At 69.8% G+C, this 19870-nt stretch carries 17 protein-coding genes; 6 read left to right on the top strand and 11 right to left on the bottom strand.

The genetic code is table 11. The annotated features are described in order from the left end of the window. Positions 1-77 precede the first annotated feature (77 nt). Both AB0E94_RS05670 and AB0E94_RS05665 read right to left on the bottom strand, forming a co-directional pair. The gene (locus AB0E94_RS05670; protein WP_360322976.1) at positions 78-1382 is read right to left on the bottom strand and encodes a HAMP domain-containing sensor histidine kinase; all 1305 of its coding nucleotides are present in this window, start codon (positions 1380-1382) and stop codon (positions 78-80) included. Then, on the bottom strand, positions 1379-2065 hold the full coding sequence (locus AB0E94_RS05665; protein WP_360322974.1) for a response regulator transcription factor: 687 nt from the start codon (positions 2063-2065) through the stop codon (positions 1379-1381). Before AB0E94_RS05665 ends, AB0E94_RS05670 begins: the two co-directional genes overlap by 4 nt. 36 nt (positions 2066-2101) lie before the next feature. Between AB0E94_RS05665 and AB0E94_RS05660 the strand changes: the two genes are divergently transcribed. The 3 genes from AB0E94_RS05660 to AB0E94_RS05650 all read left to right on the top strand — a co-directional run bounded on the left by AB0E94_RS05660 (position 2102) and on the right by AB0E94_RS05650 (position 5614). Continuing rightward, on the top strand, positions 2102-2701 hold the full coding sequence (locus AB0E94_RS05660) for a DNA mismatch repair protein MutL (protein ID WP_360322972.1): 600 nt from the start codon (positions 2102-2104) through the stop codon (positions 2699-2701). Between the two features lie 182 nt (positions 2702-2883). After that, the gene (locus AB0E94_RS05655) at positions 2884-4860 is read left to right on the top strand and encodes a M4 family metallopeptidase (protein ID WP_360322970.1); all 1977 of its coding nucleotides are present in this window, start codon (positions 2884-2886) and stop codon (positions 4858-4860) included. A gap of 142 nt (positions 4861-5002) precedes the next feature. Further along, positions 5003-5614, top strand: a complete 612-nt coding sequence (locus tag AB0E94_RS05650) for a biotin transporter BioY (protein ID WP_360322968.1) — start codon at positions 5003-5005, stop codon at positions 5612-5614. Positions 5615-6232: 618 nt separating this feature from the next. On the opposite strand, the gene AB0E94_RS05645 is transcribed toward AB0E94_RS05650, so the two are convergent. Next, positions 6233-6952: a DUF2071 domain-containing protein gene (locus tag AB0E94_RS05645; protein WP_360322966.1), complete on the bottom strand. Its 720-nt coding sequence runs from the start codon at positions 6950-6952 to the stop codon at positions 6233-6235. Positions 6953-6961: 9 nt separating this feature from the next. Then, positions 6962-7333: a hypothetical protein gene (locus AB0E94_RS05640; protein ID WP_317789618.1), complete on the bottom strand. Its 372-nt coding sequence runs from the start codon at positions 7331-7333 to the stop codon at positions 6962-6964. 242 nt (positions 7334-7575) lie between these two features. On the opposite strand from AB0E94_RS05640, the gene AB0E94_RS05635 reads away from it, so the two are divergent. After that, entirely contained in the window at positions 7576-7914 is a 339-nt protein-coding gene (locus AB0E94_RS05635; protein ID WP_360322964.1) for a metalloregulator ArsR/SmtB family transcription factor, read from the top strand. A gap of 88 nt (positions 7915-8002) precedes the next feature. Here AB0E94_RS05635 and AB0E94_RS05630 read toward each other — a convergent pair whose 3' ends face one another. From AB0E94_RS05630 to AB0E94_RS05605, 6 genes are all read right to left on the bottom strand, one after another. After that, the gene (locus tag AB0E94_RS05630; protein ID WP_360322962.1) at positions 8003-8851 is read right to left on the bottom strand and encodes a phosphotransferase; all 849 of its coding nucleotides are present in this window, start codon (positions 8849-8851) and stop codon (positions 8003-8005) included. A gap of 273 nt (positions 8852-9124) precedes the next feature. Continuing rightward, complete coding sequence (locus AB0E94_RS05625) at positions 9125-9451, bottom strand: TfoX/Sxy family protein (protein ID WP_360322960.1); 327 nt, start codon at positions 9449-9451, stop codon at positions 9125-9127. 107 nt (positions 9452-9558) lie between these two features. Then, positions 9559-10350: a sugar phosphate isomerase/epimerase family protein gene (locus AB0E94_RS05620; RefSeq protein WP_360322958.1), complete on the bottom strand. Its 792-nt coding sequence runs from the start codon at positions 10348-10350 to the stop codon at positions 9559-9561. Beyond that, positions 10347-11489 carry a dihydrodipicolinate synthase family protein gene (locus tag AB0E94_RS05615; RefSeq protein ID WP_360322956.1) on the bottom strand — a complete coding sequence of 381 codons (1143 nt, stop codon included), beginning with the start codon at positions 11487-11489 and terminating at the stop codon, positions 10347-10349. Before AB0E94_RS05615 ends, AB0E94_RS05620 begins: the two co-directional genes overlap by 4 nt. A 1-nt stretch (position 11490) precedes the next feature. Beyond that, complete coding sequence (locus tag AB0E94_RS05610) at positions 11491-12642, bottom strand: Gfo/Idh/MocA family oxidoreductase (RefSeq protein ID WP_360322954.1); 1152 nt, start codon at positions 12640-12642, stop codon at positions 11491-11493. Between the two features lie 103 nt (positions 12643-12745). Further along, positions 12746-13375, bottom strand: a complete 630-nt coding sequence (locus tag AB0E94_RS05605) for a hypothetical protein (RefSeq protein WP_360322952.1) — start codon at positions 13373-13375, stop codon at positions 12746-12748. A gap of 171 nt (positions 13376-13546) precedes the next feature. Here AB0E94_RS05605 and AB0E94_RS05600 point away from each other — a divergent pair, with 171 nt between their 5' ends. Further along, positions 13547-15202: a polysaccharide lyase family 1 protein gene (locus AB0E94_RS05600; RefSeq protein ID WP_360322950.1), complete on the top strand. Its 1656-nt coding sequence runs from the start codon at positions 13547-13549 to the stop codon at positions 15200-15202. On the opposite strand, the gene AB0E94_RS05595 is transcribed toward AB0E94_RS05600, so the two are convergent. Continuing rightward, positions 15199-16287, bottom strand: coding sequence for a beta-eliminating lyase-related protein (locus AB0E94_RS05595; RefSeq protein WP_360322948.1), 1089 nt, complete (start codon positions 16285-16287; stop codon positions 15199-15201). The genes AB0E94_RS05600 and AB0E94_RS05595 overlap by 4 nt on opposite strands. 199 nt (positions 16288-16486) lie before the next feature. On the opposite strand from AB0E94_RS05595, the gene AB0E94_RS05590 reads away from it, so the two are divergent. After that, a complete protein-coding gene (locus AB0E94_RS05590) occupies positions 16487-19870 on the top strand; it encodes a DUF4132 domain-containing protein (RefSeq protein ID WP_360322946.1) in 3384 nt (1127 codons plus the stop codon).

The following is a 19870-nucleotide window of genomic DNA, read 5'->3' as shown; positions in this document are numbered from 1 at the left end:
CAGTTACCGGGCGAACATTAGGAGCGGCTGCCATAACGGAGCCTTAAAGGAACCGGAAACCGCTTTTAAAGCCGTTATCAGCGACGTTTGCGCTGGTCAGCGGACTCCAGGACGGGCGCGTGCAGGAGGATTCCGATGCGCGCTCCCCCTAACGGGCTACGGTCGATGACCATTTGACCGCGAACCGTCTCGGCGGCCCGGCGCACGATGTCCAGGCCCAGGCCGGTCGATCCGGCGCCACTGAATCCGCGGGTCACCGCCCGTTCCGGGTCGGGGATGCCGGGGCCGGCGTCGTCGACGAGCAGGCCGCTGGCCGAGACGCTGACCCGGAACGCGGTGCCGTCCGGGGTGTGCGAGAAGACGTTGCCGAGCAGCGCGTCCACCACCAGGATCACCTCGCCGGCCGGCATCGGCAGCAGCACCTGCTCGTTGCCGCCGACCACCTCCCAGGGCCGTTCCTGATCCTCGGCGAGCACCGACCAGAAGGCCAGCCGGTCGGCGAGCACCTCGACCAGGTCGCACTGCTGGGAGCCGCGTTTCTCGATGCTGCCCAGCCGGGCGCCGGTGATGATCGCTTCGAGCTCCTCGTCGAGCAGGTCACACGCCTGGCGCATGCGTTCGGCGATCGGGCCGGGCGGCATCGCCTCGACGTCGAGACGGAGGCCCGTCAACGGCGTACGCAATCGATGGGAAAGGTCTGCGGCCAGCTCGCGCTCGCGATCCAGCAAGCGTCGCAGATCGTCGGCCATGGTGTTGAAAGCGCTGGCCGCGTCGCGCAGCTCGCGCGGGCCGGTCGGGGTGATGCGCTCGTTGAGCTCGCCGCCGCCGAGGCGGCGACTCGCCGCCGCGAGCTGGCGGGTGGATCGGACCAGCTGGCTGCCGAGCCGGTCGGCGAGCAGCGTCGAGCCGCCGACCAGCACAATCGCCAGACCACCGAGGGCAAGCCAGGCGAATCCGACACCGCGCCGCGTCTCCTCACCCGGCACGAAAACCTCGACCACGACGGTACGGCCATCGGTGAGCACGGTCGGCTGGAGGTACGCGACCCCGCCCTCGGCCTCGGCTGTGGCGGCCCGCCGTTCCTCGGCTGCGCGTCGCACGGTCGCCTTGCTGAGGTGCGAGGTCCCGATCGGGTCGATGTCCGGCAGGTGCAGGGCGAGCCGCCCGGCGCTGCCGGCCGCGGTGCTGGCCACCGCGTTGGTCAGGGTGACCAGGTCACTGTCGACACCGAGCACGGTGACCATCGAGGTGGCCTGCTGGCGGGCGTCGGAGATGGCCCGGTCGTAGGCGATCTGCCGGGTCGCGACGGCGAGCGGCACGAGGAAGGCGAGCGCCACCATCGAGGTGATGGCCAGCGCCAGACGGTTGAGGGCCCACCTCATTGCGGATCGACCATCATGACGCCCACTCCCCGTACGGTGTGCAGGTAACACGGTTTTGCGGCGGTCTCGCCGAGTTTGCGGCGCAGCCACGAGATGTGCACGTCGATGGTCTGTTCCTCGCCGATCCGCGCCTGCTGCCACACCTGGTTCATCAGCTCGCGCCGGCTGATCACCTGGCCGACCCGCTCGGCAAGGTACGCGAGCACGTCGAACTCGCGCCGGGTGAGCTGCAACGGCTCGCCGCGGAGTTCGACCCGGCGCTGCCGCGGCTTGATCACCAGGTCACCCACAGTGATCGTGTTGGGCTGTTGCTCGGTGATGGTCCGGGCCCGGCGCAGCACCGCCGAGATCCGGGCGAGGATGTGGCCGCCGGAGAACGGCTTGGTCACGTAGTCGTCGGCGCCGGCGCTGAGCAACGCGATGATGTCCGCCTCGGAGCGCCGGGCGGTGGCGACGATCACCGGCACATCGGAGACGGTACGCATCATCCGCAGCGCGTCGGTGCCGTCGATATCGGGCAGTCCGAGATCGAGAATCACCAGGTCGGGCCGCTCCTGGGTGACGATCTTCAACGCCTGGGCAGCCTGGCCGACCGGGCGCACCACATGCCCGGCATCGGTCAGGGCCCTGGTCAGAGCGGCCGTGATGATGCGGTCGTCCTCGACCAACAGGATCATCGCCATGGCGATAACCATAGGACCAGGTGCGAGAATGGCCGCGTGCGATCTTCCAGGTGGGTGCCGATAGCCGGGTGGTGTGTGGCCACAGCGACGAGCATCGTGCTCTCCTCGGTGGCGCTCTCACCGGTTCTCAACGCGGCTCGCGCCGATTCGGGTGAGCTGCCGGACATCGACCAGCTCCCGGCGCCGGCCGCGGTGTCGGAGACCGGCGCCGTCGTCCCGCCGGAGACCACCGACCCGACGCGCACCACGAAGCCCACTCCGTCGCGCAGCCGATCGTCGTCGGCCGAACCGAAGCCCACCTCGAAGTCGCCGTCGGCCCCCGGGTCGTCGCCGGTGACCACCACGACGGCGCCGGCGACCTCCACGGAGAACGGCTGGACCGTCACTACCAGTGACGGCGTGAAGACCTATGTGAAGTCGTTCACCACCGAGGGCGGCATCGCGGTGATCCGGATGACGAGCAAGGGCATAGTGTCGCTCGTCACTGCCACGCCCGCCGACGGCTACCGAGTGGAGAAGCAGGGGTCGGACGTGAACCTGGCTGTCTACTTCATCCGGACCGAGAAGGGCTTCATCGTCCACGCTCAATGGTGGAACAACGAGCCCTTCGTCGAGGTGAGCGAGGTCGGTTCCTGAGACCTCGTTCTCTGTGAACTTCCTGGGAGTCCTGAACGCTTGCTGAGAAGCGCAAGGGTTTTCCCCGATTCGGTGAAGCCTGTCTATACATAACGTCTCACCTCAAGTCACCCCGGTGTGACCCGCCGTCCTCGGACGGTTGAGGCCCGCCCGCCAATCCCCCGGGCGGGAGAGGAGAAGGCGTGAAATCCCGTACCCCAGTCGTCATCGCCCTGTCCGCCGCGACCGCGGCGGCGTCGGCGATGGTGGCGGTTGTCGGACCGGCGACCGCCCAGACACCGATCCCCACCGACCCCGCCGCGGTCGCGGCGCTCGCGAAGGACTCGGCGGCGGCCCTCATCGCTGATCGCCCCGCGGTGCTGCTGGCCAGCGCCGACGAGGCGTTCGTGCAGCGCCCGGTGATCTCGACAGACAATCTCCAGTACGTCCCCTACGAGCGCACCTACAAGGGTCTCCAGGTCATCGGTGGCGACTTCGTCGTCGTCACCGACCGCTCCGGCCAGACCAAGTACACGTCGGTCGCGCAGGACCGGGCGATCGGGCAGCTTTCGGTCACCCCGAAGCTCTCCGCCTCCGAGTCCGTCCCGTTCGCCAAGGCCGAGCTCAAGACCGTGAAGAACGTCGAGAGCACCAAGCTGGTCGTGCTCAACACAACCGGCGCCCCGGCCCTGGCCTGGGAGTCGGTCGTCAACGGCACCAAGATCGACGAGCACGGCGAGGAGAACGTCAGCCGGCTCACCGTCGACGTCGACGCGACCTCCGGCGCGGTGTTGCGCACCAAGGAGAACGTCACCCACGCGACCGGCACCGGCACCGGCTGGATCGTCGGCTCGGTCAGCCTGGACACCACGCTCTCGGGCAGCACCTACAGCCTGAAGGACCCGTCGATCGCGACCCTGACCTGCCAGGACTCGTCGACCAACACGACCTTCAGCGGCACTGACAACGTGTGGGGCAACGGCACCGGCACCAACAAGGAGACCGGCTGCGTCGACGCGCTGTACGCGGCGCAGAAGCAGAAGGCGATGCTCTCCAGCTGGCTGGGCCGCACCGGCTTCACCAGCAGCGGCGGCGCCTGGCCGATCCGGGTCGGCCTGAACGACGTCAACGCCTACTACGACGGCACCCAGGTCCAGATCGGCAAGAACAACGCCGGCCAGTGGATCTCGTCGCTCGACGTCGTCGGCCACGAGATCGGTCACGGCATCGACGACAACACCCCCGGTGGCATCTCCGGCAACGGCACCCAGGAGTTCGTCGGCGACGTCTTCGGCGCGGCCACCGAGGCCTACGCCGCCAACGCCAACGACCCGGCCGACTACCAGGTCGGCGAAGAGGTCAACCTGGTCGGCAGCGGCCCGATCCGGTACATGTACAACCCGTCGCTCGCCGGTGACGACAACTGCTACTCCAGCAGCACCCCGAGCCAGGAGGTGCACGCCGCGGCCGGCCCCGGCAACCACTGGTTCTACCTGCTCGCCGAGGGCACCAACCCGACCAACGGGCAGCCCGCGAGCACCCGGTGCACCGGCACCGGCGCCCTCACCGGCGTCGGCATCCAGACCGCCACCAAGATCATGTACAACGCGATGCTGATGAAGACCAGCAGCTCGTCCTACCTGAAGTACCGCACCTGGACGCTGACCTCGGCCAAGGCCCTGGACAGCACCTGTGGTCTCTTCAACAAGACGAAGGCCGCCTGGGACGCGGTGAGCGTGCCGGCCCAGACCGCCGACCCGACGTGCACCACCAGCACCCCGACCACGTCGCCGACGGCGTCGCCGACCACCTCGCCGACCACCGCCCCGACCGGTTGCGCCGGCACCAACGCCACCGACGTGTCGATCCCGGACGCCGGCAGCGCGATCTACAGCGACATCGTGATCAGCGGCTGCGCCCGCAGCGCGTCGTCCACCTCGACGGTCGCGGTCAACGTCGTCCACACCTACCGGGGTGACGTCAAGCTCGACCTGGTGGCGCCGGACGGCAGCACCTACGCCCTGAAGGCGACGTCCAGCTCCGACAGCACGGACAACATCGTCACGACCTACACGGTCAACCTCTCCACCGAGGCGGCGAACGGCACCTGGCGCCTGAAGGCCCAGGATGTCTACTCGTCGGACACCGGCTACATCAACACCTGGACGCTCACCGTCTGATCCACCTGATCGTTTCGGGCCGTCCCACGCCGGGACGGCCCGAAAACGATCACTTCCGTATCACAGTTCTTTCTGCACGGCTGACGTCGGAACACGGTGGGACCTAAGGTTCCTCCTACATGTACGGACAGGAGGTCCTCCGGTGACTTACAGCGCTTTCAGCGTGCACCCCGGGAGATCGACGGGTGTCCTGGCCGATGTGTGGGGCCGGTCCGCCGTACGCGATGTGCTCCTGACCCTGGGCGCCGCCGGCGCCGTCGGCCTCGCCGCACAGATCGCCATCCCGGTCCCCGGATCGCCCGTCCCGATCACCGGGCAGACCTTCGCCGTGCTCCTCGCCGGCGCCACCCTGGGCGCGACCCGTGGCGCCGCCGGCATGGTCGTCTACGTTCTGGCCGGCGCGCTCGGAGTGCCGTGGTTCGCCGGCGGCGCATCCGGCTGGCCCTCGGCGACCGCCGGCTACCTGATCGGCTTCGTACTCGCGGCGGCCCTGACCGGCCAGCTCGCGGCGCTCGGCGCGGACCGCCGCCCGTCGCACACGATCGGGCTGATGGCCGCCGGCAACGCCCTGATCTACCTGGTCGGGGTGCCGTGGCTGGCGTTCTCGACGGGTATCGACGTGCCCGCCGCGGTCGGCGCGGGCCTGGCGCCCTACCTGCTCGGCGATCTCCTGAAGACGCTCTTCGCGGCGGCGTTGCTCCCGGCCACCTGGCTGTTGATCCACAAGCGCATCGACACTAACGACCGATACTGATCAGTCGTCCTATCTCGATCTTGTGAAGTTCCGCGGCACCTGAGGTCCTTCAGGCTTTCGCCGCATCCGCGGTCGATCCCTTCTGCTGTGCGATGTTTCCCGCCGAGCCTTCGGGCAGCCGGGACCACCTTCGGTCTCGACGTCCCGGCTGTCGCACCGGTCACGCAGGCGGCCGAGACACCAACCTGAGGCTAAATGTCGCATTCGCGGAGATTTGGGCCCTGACCGGCCTTGCTGGATCTTGCACGGTTCTCCATGCCGATAGCGATCTTGCATGGTTCTTCACGTCTGGGCATGTTTTGTCTTGCAAGGTCTGCGGCGCCGGGGAGACCTTGCAGCTTTCTTCCCGTTGGGGCATGGAAAGGGCTGCAAGATCGACGCGAGCGCGAAAAGTCGTGCAAGATCCGCGGGAGGCGAGCCGTGGGCGGCGGGACGGCCGGCGCGGGACGCAGGCACGGGATGGCAGGCGCGGCGCGGGGCGGCGGGCGCGGGGCGGCGGGCGCGGCGGGCGCGGGGCGGGGCGGCAGGCGCGGCGTGGGGCGGCAGGCGCGGCGTGGGGCGGAACCCACAGGCTGTGTGCACAGCCTGTGGATAACTCGAACTGATGTTCTAATCCGGTCAGCGGACCAGCCTCGGTAGACCGATTCGGGTACCGACACCCGGCGACGAGTGCACCAGCGGGCCGCCGTGCGGCGGTGGCAGGCCGGCCGCCGTGGTCAGGTCCTGTTCCAGTTCCAGCACCTCGGCCCGGTACAACGACCAGGGCGGATGCCACACGTCGACGCTGACCAGCCGGCCGGCCACGACCGTGTAGAGGCGGTACTGGGTGGTCAGGAAATGGTCGATCCGGCCCAGCTCGTGCTCCGGGAACGGCTCGCCGGAACGGACCCGCAGCCGGTACCCGGCGCCGCGCGGCTCGGCGAACCGGCTGCCCCGGTACTCGGTCAGGTCGCCGTCGGTCCGCAGCGACATCCGGGACCATCGGTACGGCAGGTTGAGCCCGGCCCGGGCCACCGCCACCGCGGGCAGCCGGGCCGCGTCGAGCGAGAAGAAGTAGATCCCGGCGCTGCCGTCCGGGCCACGAACGTACGTCCGCAGGTTGGTCTCGGGAAATTTTGACAGCCACGGAACCGACGGGAGCCAGGGTGGGCGCACCTCGTCCATCAGGAACGGAAGCATGCCCACCCAGACCAGGTCGTCGTCGGTATCAGGCGTGAGGCCCTCCGGAAGCAGCGGGCGCACATCATCGACCGGATAGCGCCAGTGCAGGAACGTCATCCGCCGCCACTGCTGGCTCATCATGGCGGTGGGGACCTCCGCCATCGGGGGCGCGAGCATGCCCCCACTCTAGATGTCCAGGCTGCCCTCGATCCGCTTCAACTGGTGCCGGGCCAGAGCCAGATTCGCCCGGTCCTTGTTGAGCGCGAGGTAGAGGAACAGGCCCTGCCCGGAACGTCCGGTCAGCGGCCGGATCAGGTGGTACTGCGAATCCAGGGTGATCAGGATGTCCTCGATCTTCTCGTGCAGGCTGAGCATCTCCATCGTGCGGAGCTTCGCCCGGACCACCTCGGTGTTGGCGGCCGACGCCACCTGCAGGTCGAACTCCCGGCCTCCGCCGGCGATGCCCAGCGCCATACCGCTGGAGCGGTCGACGAGCGCGACGCCGATGGCGCCGTCGATCTGCATCGCATCCTTGAGGGCTACGTCCATGTCCGGCATATCGATCCTCCACTCGGTCCGGGTCTGCGCCGAGCGTGTACGACACCGGACCGAACCGGTCGCACACGATGTCCGCCTGCGCTCCAGGGGATCGTGGGTTCATGGATCGTGTAACCGATCAGTTGAAGATTTCTTCAAATACGAAACTGCACATCATTTCATTCAGCGGTACGCCGTAACCGAGCCCGAACCTGCACGGTTGGACGCCGGTAGAGCTGGATTCTCGGCGGAGGGGACGGAACGTGTCAGTGCCGCTGTACCAGGCGAAGGCCGAGATGTTCCGCACCCTCGGTCATCCGGTCCGGATCCGGGTGCTGGAACTGCTCCAGGACGGTCCGAAGCCGGTCCGTGACCTGCTCGCCGAGATCGACGTGGAAGCCTCGAACCTGTCCCAGCAACTCGCCGTCCTGCGCCGGGCCGGAATCGTCACCTCGTTCCGGGACGGCGCACTTGTCATGTACGCGCTCAGCACCACTGATGTCGCCGACCTGCTGGCCGCGGGCCGCCGCATCCTCGGCGCGGTCCTCACCGACCGGGACGGGCTCCTCGTCGAGCTACGTGCCCAGGGCAAACGCCGCTGAGCGGGCGGCGGTCAGGACCCGTGCGTCCTGGCCGCGCGCAGCCGGGTCTTCGAGGCCGCGATCCCGGGCCTCCCGCCGGTCAGGCCGGTCAGCGGTGCCGGCGCAGCAACGCCATGAACGCCAGCATCGACAGGGGGCGCCGTCCGCCGTACCCCACAGTTTTGTCGATCTCCGGCGGCGAAGCCGGTGTGATATCGCCCGGCGCGGCGGCCGGAATCGGGACCGCCGCATCGGCCGCGTGCCGCACCGCCTGCAACCGTGCCGCGAAGACCGCCATCGACTCGATCGCCGGGACCGGCGTCAGCACCTCGTCGAACAGCCCGGTCAGGCCCGGCCAGACGGCGATGGCCAGGGCGTCCGGCTCGCCGCGGCCCGGCCAGGAGTTGCCGGTGAGCGCGCGGAACAGCAGCATCGCCAGATCGGTCACGTCTCCGCCCGGTGTCGGCACGGGCGCGCCGTCGGGCCGTGGCGTGGCGAAATCGGTGAGCAGCGGCACCCCGGACGGGTCGACGATGACGTGCTCGGCCCGGACCCGGCCGTGCACCATCGGCGGGCGCAGCGCATGCGCCCAGGCCAGCGCGTCGGCCAGCCGGATCACCAGGTCGACGGCGTCGCCCGGCGACGGCGGATCGTCACGCAGGATCTCGGCCAGCAGACGCCCCTCGACCCGGTCGAGGGCCAGCCAGGGACGGCCGGTCGCGGTGATCCCACCGGCCCGGACCGGCACGATCGACGTGTTACGGCGCAGCCCGACCCACCCGGCGACATGGGTCGCGAAGGCGACCTCCTCGGCCCGCCCGGCGACGAACCGATGGAACAGCCGGAGCATGGCCCACCGGCCGGCCCGCTCGTCCCATGCCTGGTAGACGTCGGCGTCAACGCCGGTACGCACCCGCTCGAGGCGGGTATAGCCGGCCGGGGTGTCGATCCCCGCCACGTATCCCCTCCCTCGCGTCGCCCCCTCGTAGTGTGACCTACGGCTCGGCCGCGGCAACGCCCTCCCGGCCGGTTTCCGCTCGCCTGGTCGGGCCACCGACTCGGACGGTCCCGCCCGCCTGGCCGAATCGCCCACTCGCGCGGTTACGGCGCGCCTTGCCGAATCGCCTACTCGCGCGGTCTCGGCCCGCCTCGCTGAATCGCCTACTCGCCGCGGTCCCGCCCGCCGCGCCGAATCGATTACTCGCGCGGTCCCGCCCGGCTGGCCGGGGTCCTACTTGGGTGGGAGGGAGCCTGCGAAGTCGACCCCGGCGCGCAGCCAGCGGGTCAGACCCTCGTCGTCGAGCCGCTCGCCACCGACGACGATCCAGTTGCGCATTGGTCGGCCGGTGAAGTCGAAGACCCGCGTGCCCGGCTCGGCCAGGGCGGCCTCGGCGGCCTCCGCACCGAGCCGCACGATCAGGTCGTCGCCCATCACGCCGACGGCCAGGTTGCCGTGCAGCGAGAAGGTGATCCCGCCGAACATCTTTCGGTCGGTGATCCCGTCGACGTCATCGAGCCCGTCCCGAATACGCTCTGCCAGTGCCTGATCGAAGGCCATGCACTCAAATTAGCCGCTCGGCGGCACGAAAGGGTGGCCCTGCGGGACCATCGGGGTGGCCCTGTGGGACCGGTTCGCGGGCGTCGTTGACCACGAACCGGCAGCCCTCAGATGCTCTGGTATCCGGCCAGGGTGTCGGCCAGGATCTCCGGGCCCGGGCGCTGCCAGAGCTGCTCGTTCATCACCTCGACCTCGATCGGGCCGGTGTAGCCCGCCTTCTCCACCGCGGCGTGGAAGGCCCGCATGTCGACGCAGCCCTCACCGGGCAGGCCGCGGCCGGTGAGCACGCCGGCCGGCAGCGGGGTGATCCAGTCGGCGAGCTGGTAGATCGCGATCCGCTCGCCGGCCGCCTCGATCTTCGGCAGCACGGTGTCGTCCCACCACAGGTGGTAGGTGTCGACGGTGACCCCGACCTGGCCGACCGGGTGCTGTTCGGCGATCGCCATCGCCTGGTCCCAGGTGTTGATGACGCAACGGTCGGCGGCGTACATCGGATGCAATGGCTCGATCGCCAAGGTGACGCCGGCCGCCGCAGCGTGCGGGACCAGCTGGGCGATCGCGTCGGCGACGTGGGCCCGGGCGCCGGCGATGTCCTTGGAGCCCTCGGGCAGCCCACCGGAGACCAGGACAAGCACTCTTGTCTTCAGTTCGAAGGCTTCGTCGATGGCCCGGCGGTTCTCGTCGAACCAGCCGTCGAGCTGGAAGAACCCGCTGCGGCAGAGCGTGGTGACGGACAGGCCGGCGTCGCGGACCAGGGCGGCCGAGCGCTCCAGGCCGTACTCGGCGACCGGCTCACGCCACAGCGCGACCTTGTCCACGCCGGCGTCGACCAGGCCCTTGACCATCTCGGTCAGCTCCCAGTGCTTCGCCGTGATCTGGTTGAACGAGAACCTGCTCATCCGGCCATCACCTCGAAGAATCGGTTCGCCCGGTGGGCGGCCAGGTCGGGGTCGAGGAACAGGTTCGCCTCGTTGGCCAGGTCGACGAGCGTGGCGAAGTGCGGCACCGAGCGGCCCGACTGGAGGCCACCGACCATGGTGAAGTGCTCCTGGTGGCCGTTGAGCCAGGCCAGGAAGACGATGCCGGTCTTGTAGTAGAACGTCGGCTTCTTGAAGATGTGCCGGGACAGCGGGACCGTCGGGTCCATGCACCGGTTGTACGTCTCGCGGTCGCCCCGGTCGAGTGCCTCCAGTGCCCCTGCGGCGGCCGGTGCGATGGCCGCGAAGATCCCGAGCAGCGCATCCGAGTAGCCCTGGGAGTCACCCATGATCAGTGTCGGGTAGTTGAAATCGTCACCGGTGTACATCCGGACCCCGTCCGGCAGGCGGCGGCGCAGCCGGATCTCGTGGTCGGCGTCGAGCAGCGAGATCTTGATGCCGTCGACCTTCGCCGGGTTGCTGTTGATCAGCTCGAGCACGGTCTCGGTGGCCTTGTCCACGTCGGACGAACCCCAGTAACCCTCCAGGGCCGGATCGAACGCGGTGCCGAGCCAGTGCAGCACCACCGGCTTGTCCGAGGCGTCCAGCAGCTCACGGTAGATGCCGAGGTAGTCGTCGGCGTCCCGGGCCGTGGCGGCGAGATGCCGGCTGCACATCAGCACCGGGTCGGCGCCCGCGGTCAGGACGTCGGCCAGTTGCTCGGCGTACGCCGCCCGCACCTGGTCGAGGGTGACCGGGCCCGGCTCCAGCTGGTCGGTGGCGACACCCGCCACGATCCGGCCACCGTGCGCGGCCGCCTCCGCCGAGCTCCGCTGGATCAGCTCCTTGGTGGCCGCGTAGTCCAGGCCCATGCCGCGCTGGGCGGTGTCCATGGCCTCGGCAACTCCGAAACCGTAGGACCAGAGGTGCCGCCGGAACGCCAGCGTGGTGTCCCAGTCGACGGCGGCCGGGGCGCCCGGCACGTTCTCCGCCAGCGGGTTGGCCACCACGTGTGCCGCGGCGTAGGCGATCCGGCTGGTCGGCGGGGCGGCCGGTGGGCTCCAGTCCGCCTCGGTGGAGAGGGTGATCCTCCGTCCGCCCGGAAGTTTGACGACGCTCATGTCAGGCTTCCCCGATCTCGATCCGCTGACCGGTACGGGCCGACTCGAGACCGGCCTCGGCCAGGCGCACACCACGGGCGCCGGAGCGGAAGTCCCAGTGGAACGTCTCGCCCGCGACGACGTGCCGCAGGAACGCCTCCCACTGCACCTTGAAGCCGTTGTCGAACTCCTCGTTGTCCGGCACTTCGGTCCACTCGTCGCGGAACGACCTGCCGGTGAGCGGCAGGTCCGGGTTCCAGACCGGCTTCGGGGTGGTGGCCCGGTGCTGGATCTTGCAGCCGCGCAGGCCGGCCACGGCGCTGCCCTCGGTGCCGTCGACCTGGAACTCGACCAGCTCGTCCCGGTTGACCCGGACCGTCCAGGAGGAGTTGAGCTGGGCGACGATGCCGCCCTCCAGCTCGAAGATCGCGTAGGCGGCGTCGTCGGCGTCGGCGGTGTACTCGTCGCCGCGCTCGTCGACCCGCTTGGTGATGTGCGTGGCGGTGGTCGCCTGAACCGCGCGGACGTTGCCGAACAGCTCCTCGAGCACGTAGTTCCAGTGCGGGAACATGTCCATCACGATGCCGCCGCCGTCGGCGAGCCGGTAGTTCCACGACGGACGCTGGGCCACCTGCCAGTCGCCCTCGAACACCCAGTAGCCGAACTCGCCGCGTACCGACAGGATCCGGCCGAAGAAGCCGCCGTCGATCAGGCGCTTGAGCTTGCGCAGGCCGGGCAGGAAGAGCTTGTCCTGGACCACGCCGTTGCGGATGCCCGCGGACTCGGCCAGCTCGGCCAGCTCGATCGAGGCCGCCGAGCTCTCGGCCAGCGGCTTCTCGGTGTAGACGTGCTTGCCGGCGGCGATCGCCTGACGGATCGCCTTCTCCCGCTGCGCGGTCACCTGGGCGTCGAAGTAGATCTCCACATCCGGGCGGGCGAGGGCCGCATCCAGGTCGGTGGTCCACTCGGTGAGGCCGTGCTGGGCCGCGATGGCGGCCAGTTTGTCGGGGTCGCGGCCGACCAGGATCGGCTCGGGCCAGATGTGGCCTCCCCCGGCGAGCGGCACGCCGCCCTGCTCACGGATGGCGAGAAGGGAACGAACCAGGTGCTGGCGGTAGCCCATCCGGCCGGTGACACCATTGACGACGATGCCGATCGATCTACGCGCTGCCATTCGGTATCCCTCCGGAGATTCTTGTAGGAAAGCGCTTTCCTGCTGCTGGCAGCGTAGGCGTCTTCCGCGCTCGGGACAAGGCCCGGTTGATCTCGGGTGGCGGTCAGCCCAGCCAGGCCCGCTTCGCCCGTGTCCACCATGTGGACGGTGGCTCCGGTAGCGGGTCCGGAGACGTGATCGGCTCCGGTGTCAGCAGCCAGGCGAGCAGGCAGGGGCGGCAGATGTCCGGGGCGTTCCACTCGGCGAACAGGTCCGGCGCCGGCGGCGACGTCGGGTACGGGCCGTCGGTCTCCTCGTTCCAGTGCATGCCCGGAGACGGGAAGTGGAGACCCAGCCGCTCGCCGGTCGGCGCCGCGCCACAGATCGCCGGCGGGTCGGCCCACCTGCACAGGTGCCGGACACCGCCGTCGTCGCGGATCAGGTCGTAGTCCTCCTGCAACGCATACCTGTAGAAATCCGAGAGCGGGCCGACCAGCATGGCCCGGCTCGGGCAGTACAGCGCACGCCACACGTCGTCGTCGGGCTGCTGGGTCACCGTCACCAGCACCATCTCGCCGGGCGAGGACAACGGGGCATCGCGGTCGTACGGCAGAGGCTCGCCGACCGCCTTGTCGCGCCCCTCCCGGCGCACCTCGGGATACAGCGGGTTGTAGGTGGACTCCACCACGGTGCTGTAGTCGGCGTATCGCTCGGTGCCGTCGGGGAATCGGATCGTCGCCAGCCAGGTGCCCATCGGCATCACCCTCCCGGTCGGATCATCCCCTGCCGCCGCAACCAGCCCTTCCATGATCAGTGATCAGGGTCACATAAGCGGAGGTGCAACCAAGGCACCGTCCCGGACCACAAGGTTGCGCACCTGATGGGCGTCCCCCAACGCCTCTCATCCCCCATGGAAAGGAACACCATGGAAAGCGCACCGAAGAAGAGCAGCCGTAAACGGAAGGTGGTCATCGCAGCCGGCATGGCCGCCGTCGTGGCCGGCATGGGCGGCCTGGCCTCGGTCTCCTTCGCGGATGCCGACACCGCCACCGCGGCCGGATTCACCGACACCTTCGAGGACGGCGACACCGCCGGCTGGAGCAAGTCCGGCGGCACCTGGTCGATCGTCAGCGACGGCAGCAAGGTGCTCCAGCAGGGCAAGACCGGTGCGACACTGGCCCGGCAGTTCGCCGGGTCCACCGACTGGACCGACTACACGGTCACCGCGAAGGTCGAACCGCTCTCGGTCACCTCCGGCGGATACGCCGCGATCGTGGCCCGGTCGACCAGCTCGACAAGCTTCTACCGGCTGGCGCTGACCGGCGCGAACAAGGTGCGGCTGGAGTCGGTGAAGTCCGGCAATGTGACGGTGCTCAGTGAGGCCGCGCTGACCGTCACCCCCGGAACCGCCTACACGCTGGGCCTGGGTGTGAGCGGCAACAGCCTGACCGGCTCGGTGAACGGCGCGTCGATCCTGTCCGGCACGGCCTCGGCGTTCGGTAGCGGCCGGATCGGTGTGCAGACCTACGACGCGGCCGCGCAGTTCGACGACGTAGCAGTGTCGTTGAATGGCGCAGCGACCCCGACCGCAACGGCGACGGCCTCCGCAACCGCCTCACCCACCGCGACCGCCGCACCCACCGCAACCGCCTCACCTACCGCGACCGCGTCACCCACGACGGCTCCCACCAGCGGCGGCAGCTTCGAGTCCAGCCCGATCGGCTTCGGCGCGGGCACCACGGGCGGCGCCGGCGGCACCACCGTCAAGATCACCTCACTGGACCAGCTGATCACCGAGGCCGCCTCGGACGGCCCGAAGATCCTCCAGCTCTCCACGATCCTCACCGGCAGCGGCACCGACCAGGTCGTCGTCTCCTCCAACAAGACGCTCGTGGGCGTCGGCGCGAACGCCGGCCTGACCGGCGCCGGCATCTACATCAAGAAGGCCACCAACGTCATCGTCCGGAACCTGAAGATCTCGTTCGCGCAGGCCCCGGTCGACCTGATCGCCGCGCAGAAGTCGGACCACATCTGGATCGACCACAACGAGCTGTTCAACGACACCAGCCACGACAAGGACTTCTACGACGGCATGGTCGACCTGACCCACGCCACCGACCTGGTCACGGTCTCCTGGAACTACCTGCACGACCACTCGAAGGGCTCGCTGCTCGGCCACAGCGACAACAACGCGGCCGAGGACACCGGCACGCTGCACGTCACGTACGCCCACAACTGGTTCGACAACGTCGCCTCCCGGCTGCCGCGGCTCCGGTTCGGCACCGTGCACCTCTTCAACAACCTGTTCAGCAACGCCAAGACCAGCGGCATCCACTGCCTCATGGAGTCGCAGTGCCTGGTCGAGAACAACGTGTTCGTCAACGTGAAGCTGCCGGTCTGGACCACCGAGGACTCCGACCTCGACGGCTTCGCGAACATCTCCGGCAACGACTTCGGCGGTGAGGAACCGGTGATCACCCAGACCGGCACGTTCACCAAGGCGCCCTACTCGGTGACCCTGGACGCCACCGCGACGGTGTCGGCCAAGGTCAAGGCGGGTGCCGGCACCGGCCGGATCTAGATCTCGGCCAGCAGCCGGGCGCCGATCTCGGCGACGTCGGCGGCGGTCCACTCCAGAGCGTGCCCGGCTACCGTGACCTCGGTCATCGCGTAGCCGGGCACGTCCGCGTCCAGCCAGCCACCGGCGAACCAGACCCGGTCCCGCTCGGCCATCACGAGGACGGCCGCGTCGAGCGCGGCCGCCGAAAACGGCAGCCAGAGCCGGAACTGATGGGTGTGCGGCGGCTGCGGGAAGACCTTGGCTCCCGGCAAAACCGACAAAGCCTCAGCGATGGTACGGGCATGGCGCACATACTCCGGCAGCCGAGGCAACTCCCGGTCGAGCCCGGCCAGCGCGGACAACACTGTCGGCCACTGCTGGAAGATCGTCCCGCCGTACCGATGACGCCAGGCCCGGGCGTAGTCGCCGAGATCGGCCGTCCCGGCGAGCACCGCCCCGCTGATCCCGTCGAGTGACTTGTAGAACGACACGTAGACGCTGTCCGCGAGCGCCGCCACCTCCCGCAACGAGTGGCCCAGATGCGGCGTCGACTCCCAGATCCGGGCGCCGTCGAAATGCACCCGGGCGCCGATCGCGCGGGCCGCCTTGGCCACCGCGACCAGCTCCTCCCAGGACGGCAGCACGAACCCGGCGTCGCGCATCGGCAACTCGATGACCACTGTGCTCACCGGTTCGCCGAGCCGGGCGATCTCGGCCGCCGTCGGGTTGCGCCGCTCAGTCGTGGAACGGATCCCGCGCAGGCCGGTGAGCTCGGCATACGCGTGCCGTTCGTGGACCTCCTGATGGCCGAGGGGGTGCAGCGCGGCCGCTGGGACTCCGGTCCGGTCGGCGCCGTACCGCAGCGCCACCTGCTGGGCCATCGTGCCGGTCGGGAAGAACACCGCGGCTTGGACGCCGAGCAGGTCGGCGACCCGCTTCTCCAGCGTCTCGACCGGGCCGTTGCCGTAGAAGTCCGGCCAGCCGTCCAGGTCACCGCCGGCTTCGAGATCGGCGAGCCGGTCCCGCATGGTCTTCGGGCGGATCCCGGACAGGATCCGGTCACAGTCGCGCATCGCGCCGAGCCGGCGCAGCCTCTCGTCGGACATCTGCGGATGATCGCATGATCTTCAATTCTTGTCGGACCCTGTCGTTAGTGTGCGCGCCATGCGGAGTTCCGTTCCCGTCTCGGACATCTCGTCTTCGGCCGATCCCGTCCCCGACGCCCCGTCTTCGGCCGTTCCCGTCCCCGACGCCCCGCCTTCGGGCGATCTCGTCCTGGACGCCTCGCCTTCGGCCGATATCGCCTTGGACGCCCCATCTTCGGCCGATCTCGCCTCGGACGGCCCTGATGAGGATCGGCTCGTCTTTCCTTCGGTCTGGCTGCGGCATCGCTCGCCACGCCGGGGCAGCGAGCGGGTCGGCGCGTTCGTGGCCGGGGCCAAGGCGCGCAGCGTCGTCGACGCGAAACTGGCCGATGCCCGCAGCCACGTCGACAGCGTCCTCGATGCGCCGACGACCGCCGAGTCCACCTGCCACGAGGCGAAGCAATGGCTGGCCGGCGCCCCGGACGCCACACCATTGGGTGCGGCCGCCGTCGCCGCGGCGGCGTATTCGTACCGGTGGGCCGGCGACGAGTGGGCCAACCCGTTCGCCGACGTGTGGATCACCGAGCGTGGTCTGCTCTTCGCCGCCGAGGCCGCGATCACGATGATGGCGCTGACCGTCGTCGACGACAGTGGTCCGCTCACCTTCGGCAGCCGGGGCGCCCCCTGCCCCGGCGTCCGCCACCTGCGCCCCGGCGAGTCCCACAAGGGCTGGTATGCGGATCCGGCCATGCAGGCGGTGCTCCGGGTCCGGCAGGCCCTCGCGGCCGCCCCCGACGACGACTACGAGCATGTGGTGGCCGTTCTCGAGGGTTACCGCGAGGCGAGCCTGTTCGCCCGTGCCGCGGCATCCGTGCTGGCGCCGGAGCGGCGCGACTGGTTCGAGCCGGACCTGGCGGACACCGTCCGGGTGGCCGACGACTACCTGTCGGCGCTGCTGCTCACCGCCGCCGCGACCGAGAAGGATGTGCAGCGCCTCCGCCCACATGCCGACGCCAACCTCGTGATCAACTCGATCGTCCTGCTCTCCACGATGGTCGACGGGGCGGGCCCGGCCATCGCACCGGCCCTGTTCCACTGGCTCGACGAGGCTTGGGAGGCCGACACCCGGAAACGCCTGCTCTCGGTGCTGGCCGTCCTGCCCGGCGACGAGGTCACCGCCGGCCTGATCGAGCGCGCCGACGCCAAGTACGTCACACCGGCCCTGGTGGCACACGGTGACCGTTTCCCGGCCCGGACGCTGCGGCTGCTCGCCGGGATCACCGGCCGGCGCGGCGCGGCCGTCCTGCTCCGCGCCCACGTGCTGAAACACCGCGACCTCGCCGAGCAGATCGGCCCTCGGCTCGCGCCGGAGCCCGCCGCCCGGGTCCGGGAGATCCTCGACGACGCGGCGGCCGTCTCCCCGGCCCCGATGTCCGCGGTGCCGCCGGCGCTTGCCGATCCGCCGTGGAAACCGAGGACCCAGCGCGCCAAGCCGGTCGTCATCACCGGTCTGACCTGTGACGACGCGCCCGCAGCGGTCTGGGCGGCGGGCGAGCGCGAGCGATGGGGCACGCTGGTCGCCCGCCGATACCCCACCGACCGGCCCCGGGATCCGGCAGTCCCGTACAACGTGGTGATCCCGGACCACCTGTCCCTGCGCGAGGCGGCCGCCTTCCTCCTCGATCTGCCGGACGATCTGGCCCGTAAGGCCCTGGCCGAGTGGCGGCCCGACAACGCCTGGGCGGCCGACACCTACCTGCGCCCGGTGGCGGCCCGGTTCGAGACCGACGCCCTGCCGGTGTTCCTCGCGCTCGGCCGGAGCGCGCCGGCCGAGACCTCGCTGCTGTTCCGCCCGTTCACGTCACCGCAGGTGGCCACGCTGATGGCGGACTGGCTGACCCGGCTGAAAACGGTTCGGGAGGAGGCCCTCGACTGGCTGCGCCGGCACCCCGCGGCGGCGGCCCGGGCCCTGATCCCAGCGGCGCTCGGCAAGGCCGGCGTGGCCCGCCGCCAGGCCGGGACCGCGCTGCTGGCCCTCCGGGAGAACGGTCATGCCGACACGATCCGCGAGGCCGCCCGGACCTACGGACCGGAGGCCGCAGCCGCCATCGAGACCCTGCTCGCCGCCGACCCGACCGCGCTGATCCCGGTGAAGGCCCCGCCGGTGCCGGTCTGGGCCGCACCGGAGGCGCTCCGGCCGGTGATCCTGCGCGACGGCGCCGGGTCACTTCCGGCCGACCCCACCGCAAACCTGATCACCATGCTGGCGATGTCCCGGCTGGAGACCCCGTCGGCCGGCCTGGCCGAGGTGCGAGCCGCGTGTGAGCCGGGCAGTCTCGCCACGTTCGCGTGGAGCATCTTCGAGCAGTGGCAGGCGGCCGGCTCCGCGTCGAAGGACAACTGGACCCTGGACGCGCTCGGCCTGCTCGGCGACGACGACACGGTCCGCCGGCTGTCCCCGCTGATCCTCGCGTGGCCCGGCGAGGGCGGCCATCAGCGGGCGGTCACCGGTTTGAACGTACTGGCCCGGATCGGCACCGACGTGGCCCTGATGCATCTGCACAACATCGCCCAACGAGCCAAGTTCAGCGCGCTGAAACACGCGGCGCAGCAGATGATGAAGGCGGTCGCGGACAATCTGGGGCTGACCGCCGAGCAGCTGGCCGACCGGCTGGTCCCCGACTTCGGGCTGGACTCGGACGGCAGCCTGCGCCTCGACTACGGTCCCCGGCAGTTCGTGGTCGGTTTCGACGAGCAACTGCGCCCGTTCGTGGCCGACACCACCGGCAAACCACTGAAGGCGCTGCCGAAACCCGGTGTCCGAGACGACGCGCTCCTGGCTCCGGCCGCCTACCAGCGTTTCTCCGGCTTGAAGAAGGACGTCCGAACCATCGCGGCCGACCAGGTCCGCCGTCTGGAGCGGGCCATGGTCACCAACCGCAGGTGGACCGGCGCCGAGTTTCACAAGCTCTTCGCCGGCCATCCGCTGCTGTGGCACATCGTCCGCCGCCTGGTCTGGGTCACCTTCGCGCCGGACGGCACTCCCGCGGGCTCGTTCCGGATCGCCGAGGACCGCACGCTGTCCACCGTGGACGACGAGGCGACCGAGCTGGCCGCCGACGCCACGGTCGGGGTGGCCCACCCCTTGCACCTGGGCGACGAGGTGGCCGTGTGGGCCGGGCTCTTCGCCGACTACGAGATCCTTCAGCCGTTCCCGCAGCTGGGCCGTCCCGCGTTCGTCCTGGCCGAGGCGGATCTACAGGGCAGCCGGTTGGTCCGTTTCCAGGGGGCGAAGGTGCCGGCGACGAAATTGCTGGGCATGGAACGCCGTGGCTGGCGCCGGGAAGCCCCACAGGACGCCGGTGTGCAGAGCCGTCTGGAGTTCCCGGTGGAGGACGGCATGCAGATCGTCATCGACTTCTCGCCGGGCATCGCGATCGGCGCCGTCGGCTACTTCCCGGAACAGGAGCTGACGGACATCTGGCTGTACAACGGTGTCACCCACCGCTGGAGCCGAAGCGAGAAGGGACACGTCACCCTGAACCACCTGAACCCGGTGACCGTCTCCGAGGTCCTCCGCGACCTGACCGACCTGACCAGCTGA

Origin of the sequence: Actinoplanes sp. NPDC026670 (assembly GCF_040638175.1) — a bacterium.
Taxonomy (GTDB): domain Bacteria; phylum Actinomycetota; class Actinomycetes; order Mycobacteriales; family Micromonosporaceae; genus Actinoplanes.
The sequence above is the reverse complement of the archived record's forward strand: the minus strand, read 5'-3'. Positions and strand labels throughout refer to the sequence as shown.

Excerpts from the sequence above, each read along its gene's own strand:
- AB0E94_RS05670 (WP_360322976.1), bottom strand. The coding sequence starts at position 1,382 with ATGAGGTGGGCCCTCAACCGTCTGGCGCTGGCCATCACCTCGATGGTG.
- AB0E94_RS05665 (WP_360322974.1), bottom strand. The coding sequence starts at position 2,065 with ATGGCGATGATCCTGTTGGTCGAGGACGACCGCATCATCACGGCCGCT.
- AB0E94_RS05645 (WP_360322966.1), bottom strand. The coding sequence starts at position 6,952 with ATGCTCGCGCCCCCGATGGCGGAGGTCCCCACCGCCATGATGAGCCAG.
- AB0E94_RS05640 (WP_317789618.1), bottom strand. The coding sequence starts at position 7,333 with ATGCCGGACATGGACGTAGCCCTCAAGGATGCGATGCAGATCGACGGC.
- AB0E94_RS05625 (WP_360322960.1), bottom strand. The coding sequence starts at position 9,451 with ATGGCCTTCGATCAGGCACTGGCAGAGCGTATTCGGGACGGGCTCGAT.
- AB0E94_RS05620 (WP_360322958.1), bottom strand. The coding sequence starts at position 10,350 with ATGAGCAGGTTCTCGTTCAACCAGATCACGGCGAAGCACTGGGAGCTG.
- AB0E94_RS05615 (WP_360322956.1), bottom strand. The coding sequence starts at position 11,489 with ATGAGCGTCGTCAAACTTCCGGGCGGACGGAGGATCACCCTCTCCACC.
- AB0E94_RS05610 (WP_360322954.1), bottom strand. The coding sequence starts at position 12,642 with ATGGCAGCGCGTAGATCGATCGGCATCGTCGTCAATGGTGTCACCGGC.
- AB0E94_RS05605 (WP_360322952.1), bottom strand. The coding sequence starts at position 13,375 with ATGGGCACCTGGCTGGCGACGATCCGATTCCCCGACGGCACCGAGCGA.
- AB0E94_RS05600 (WP_360322950.1), top strand. The coding sequence starts at position 13,547 with ATGGAAAGCGCACCGAAGAAGAGCAGCCGTAAACGGAAGGTGGTCATC.
- AB0E94_RS05595 (WP_360322948.1), bottom strand. The coding sequence starts at position 16,287 with ATGTCCGACGAGAGGCTGCGCCGGCTCGGCGCGATGCGCGACTGTGAC.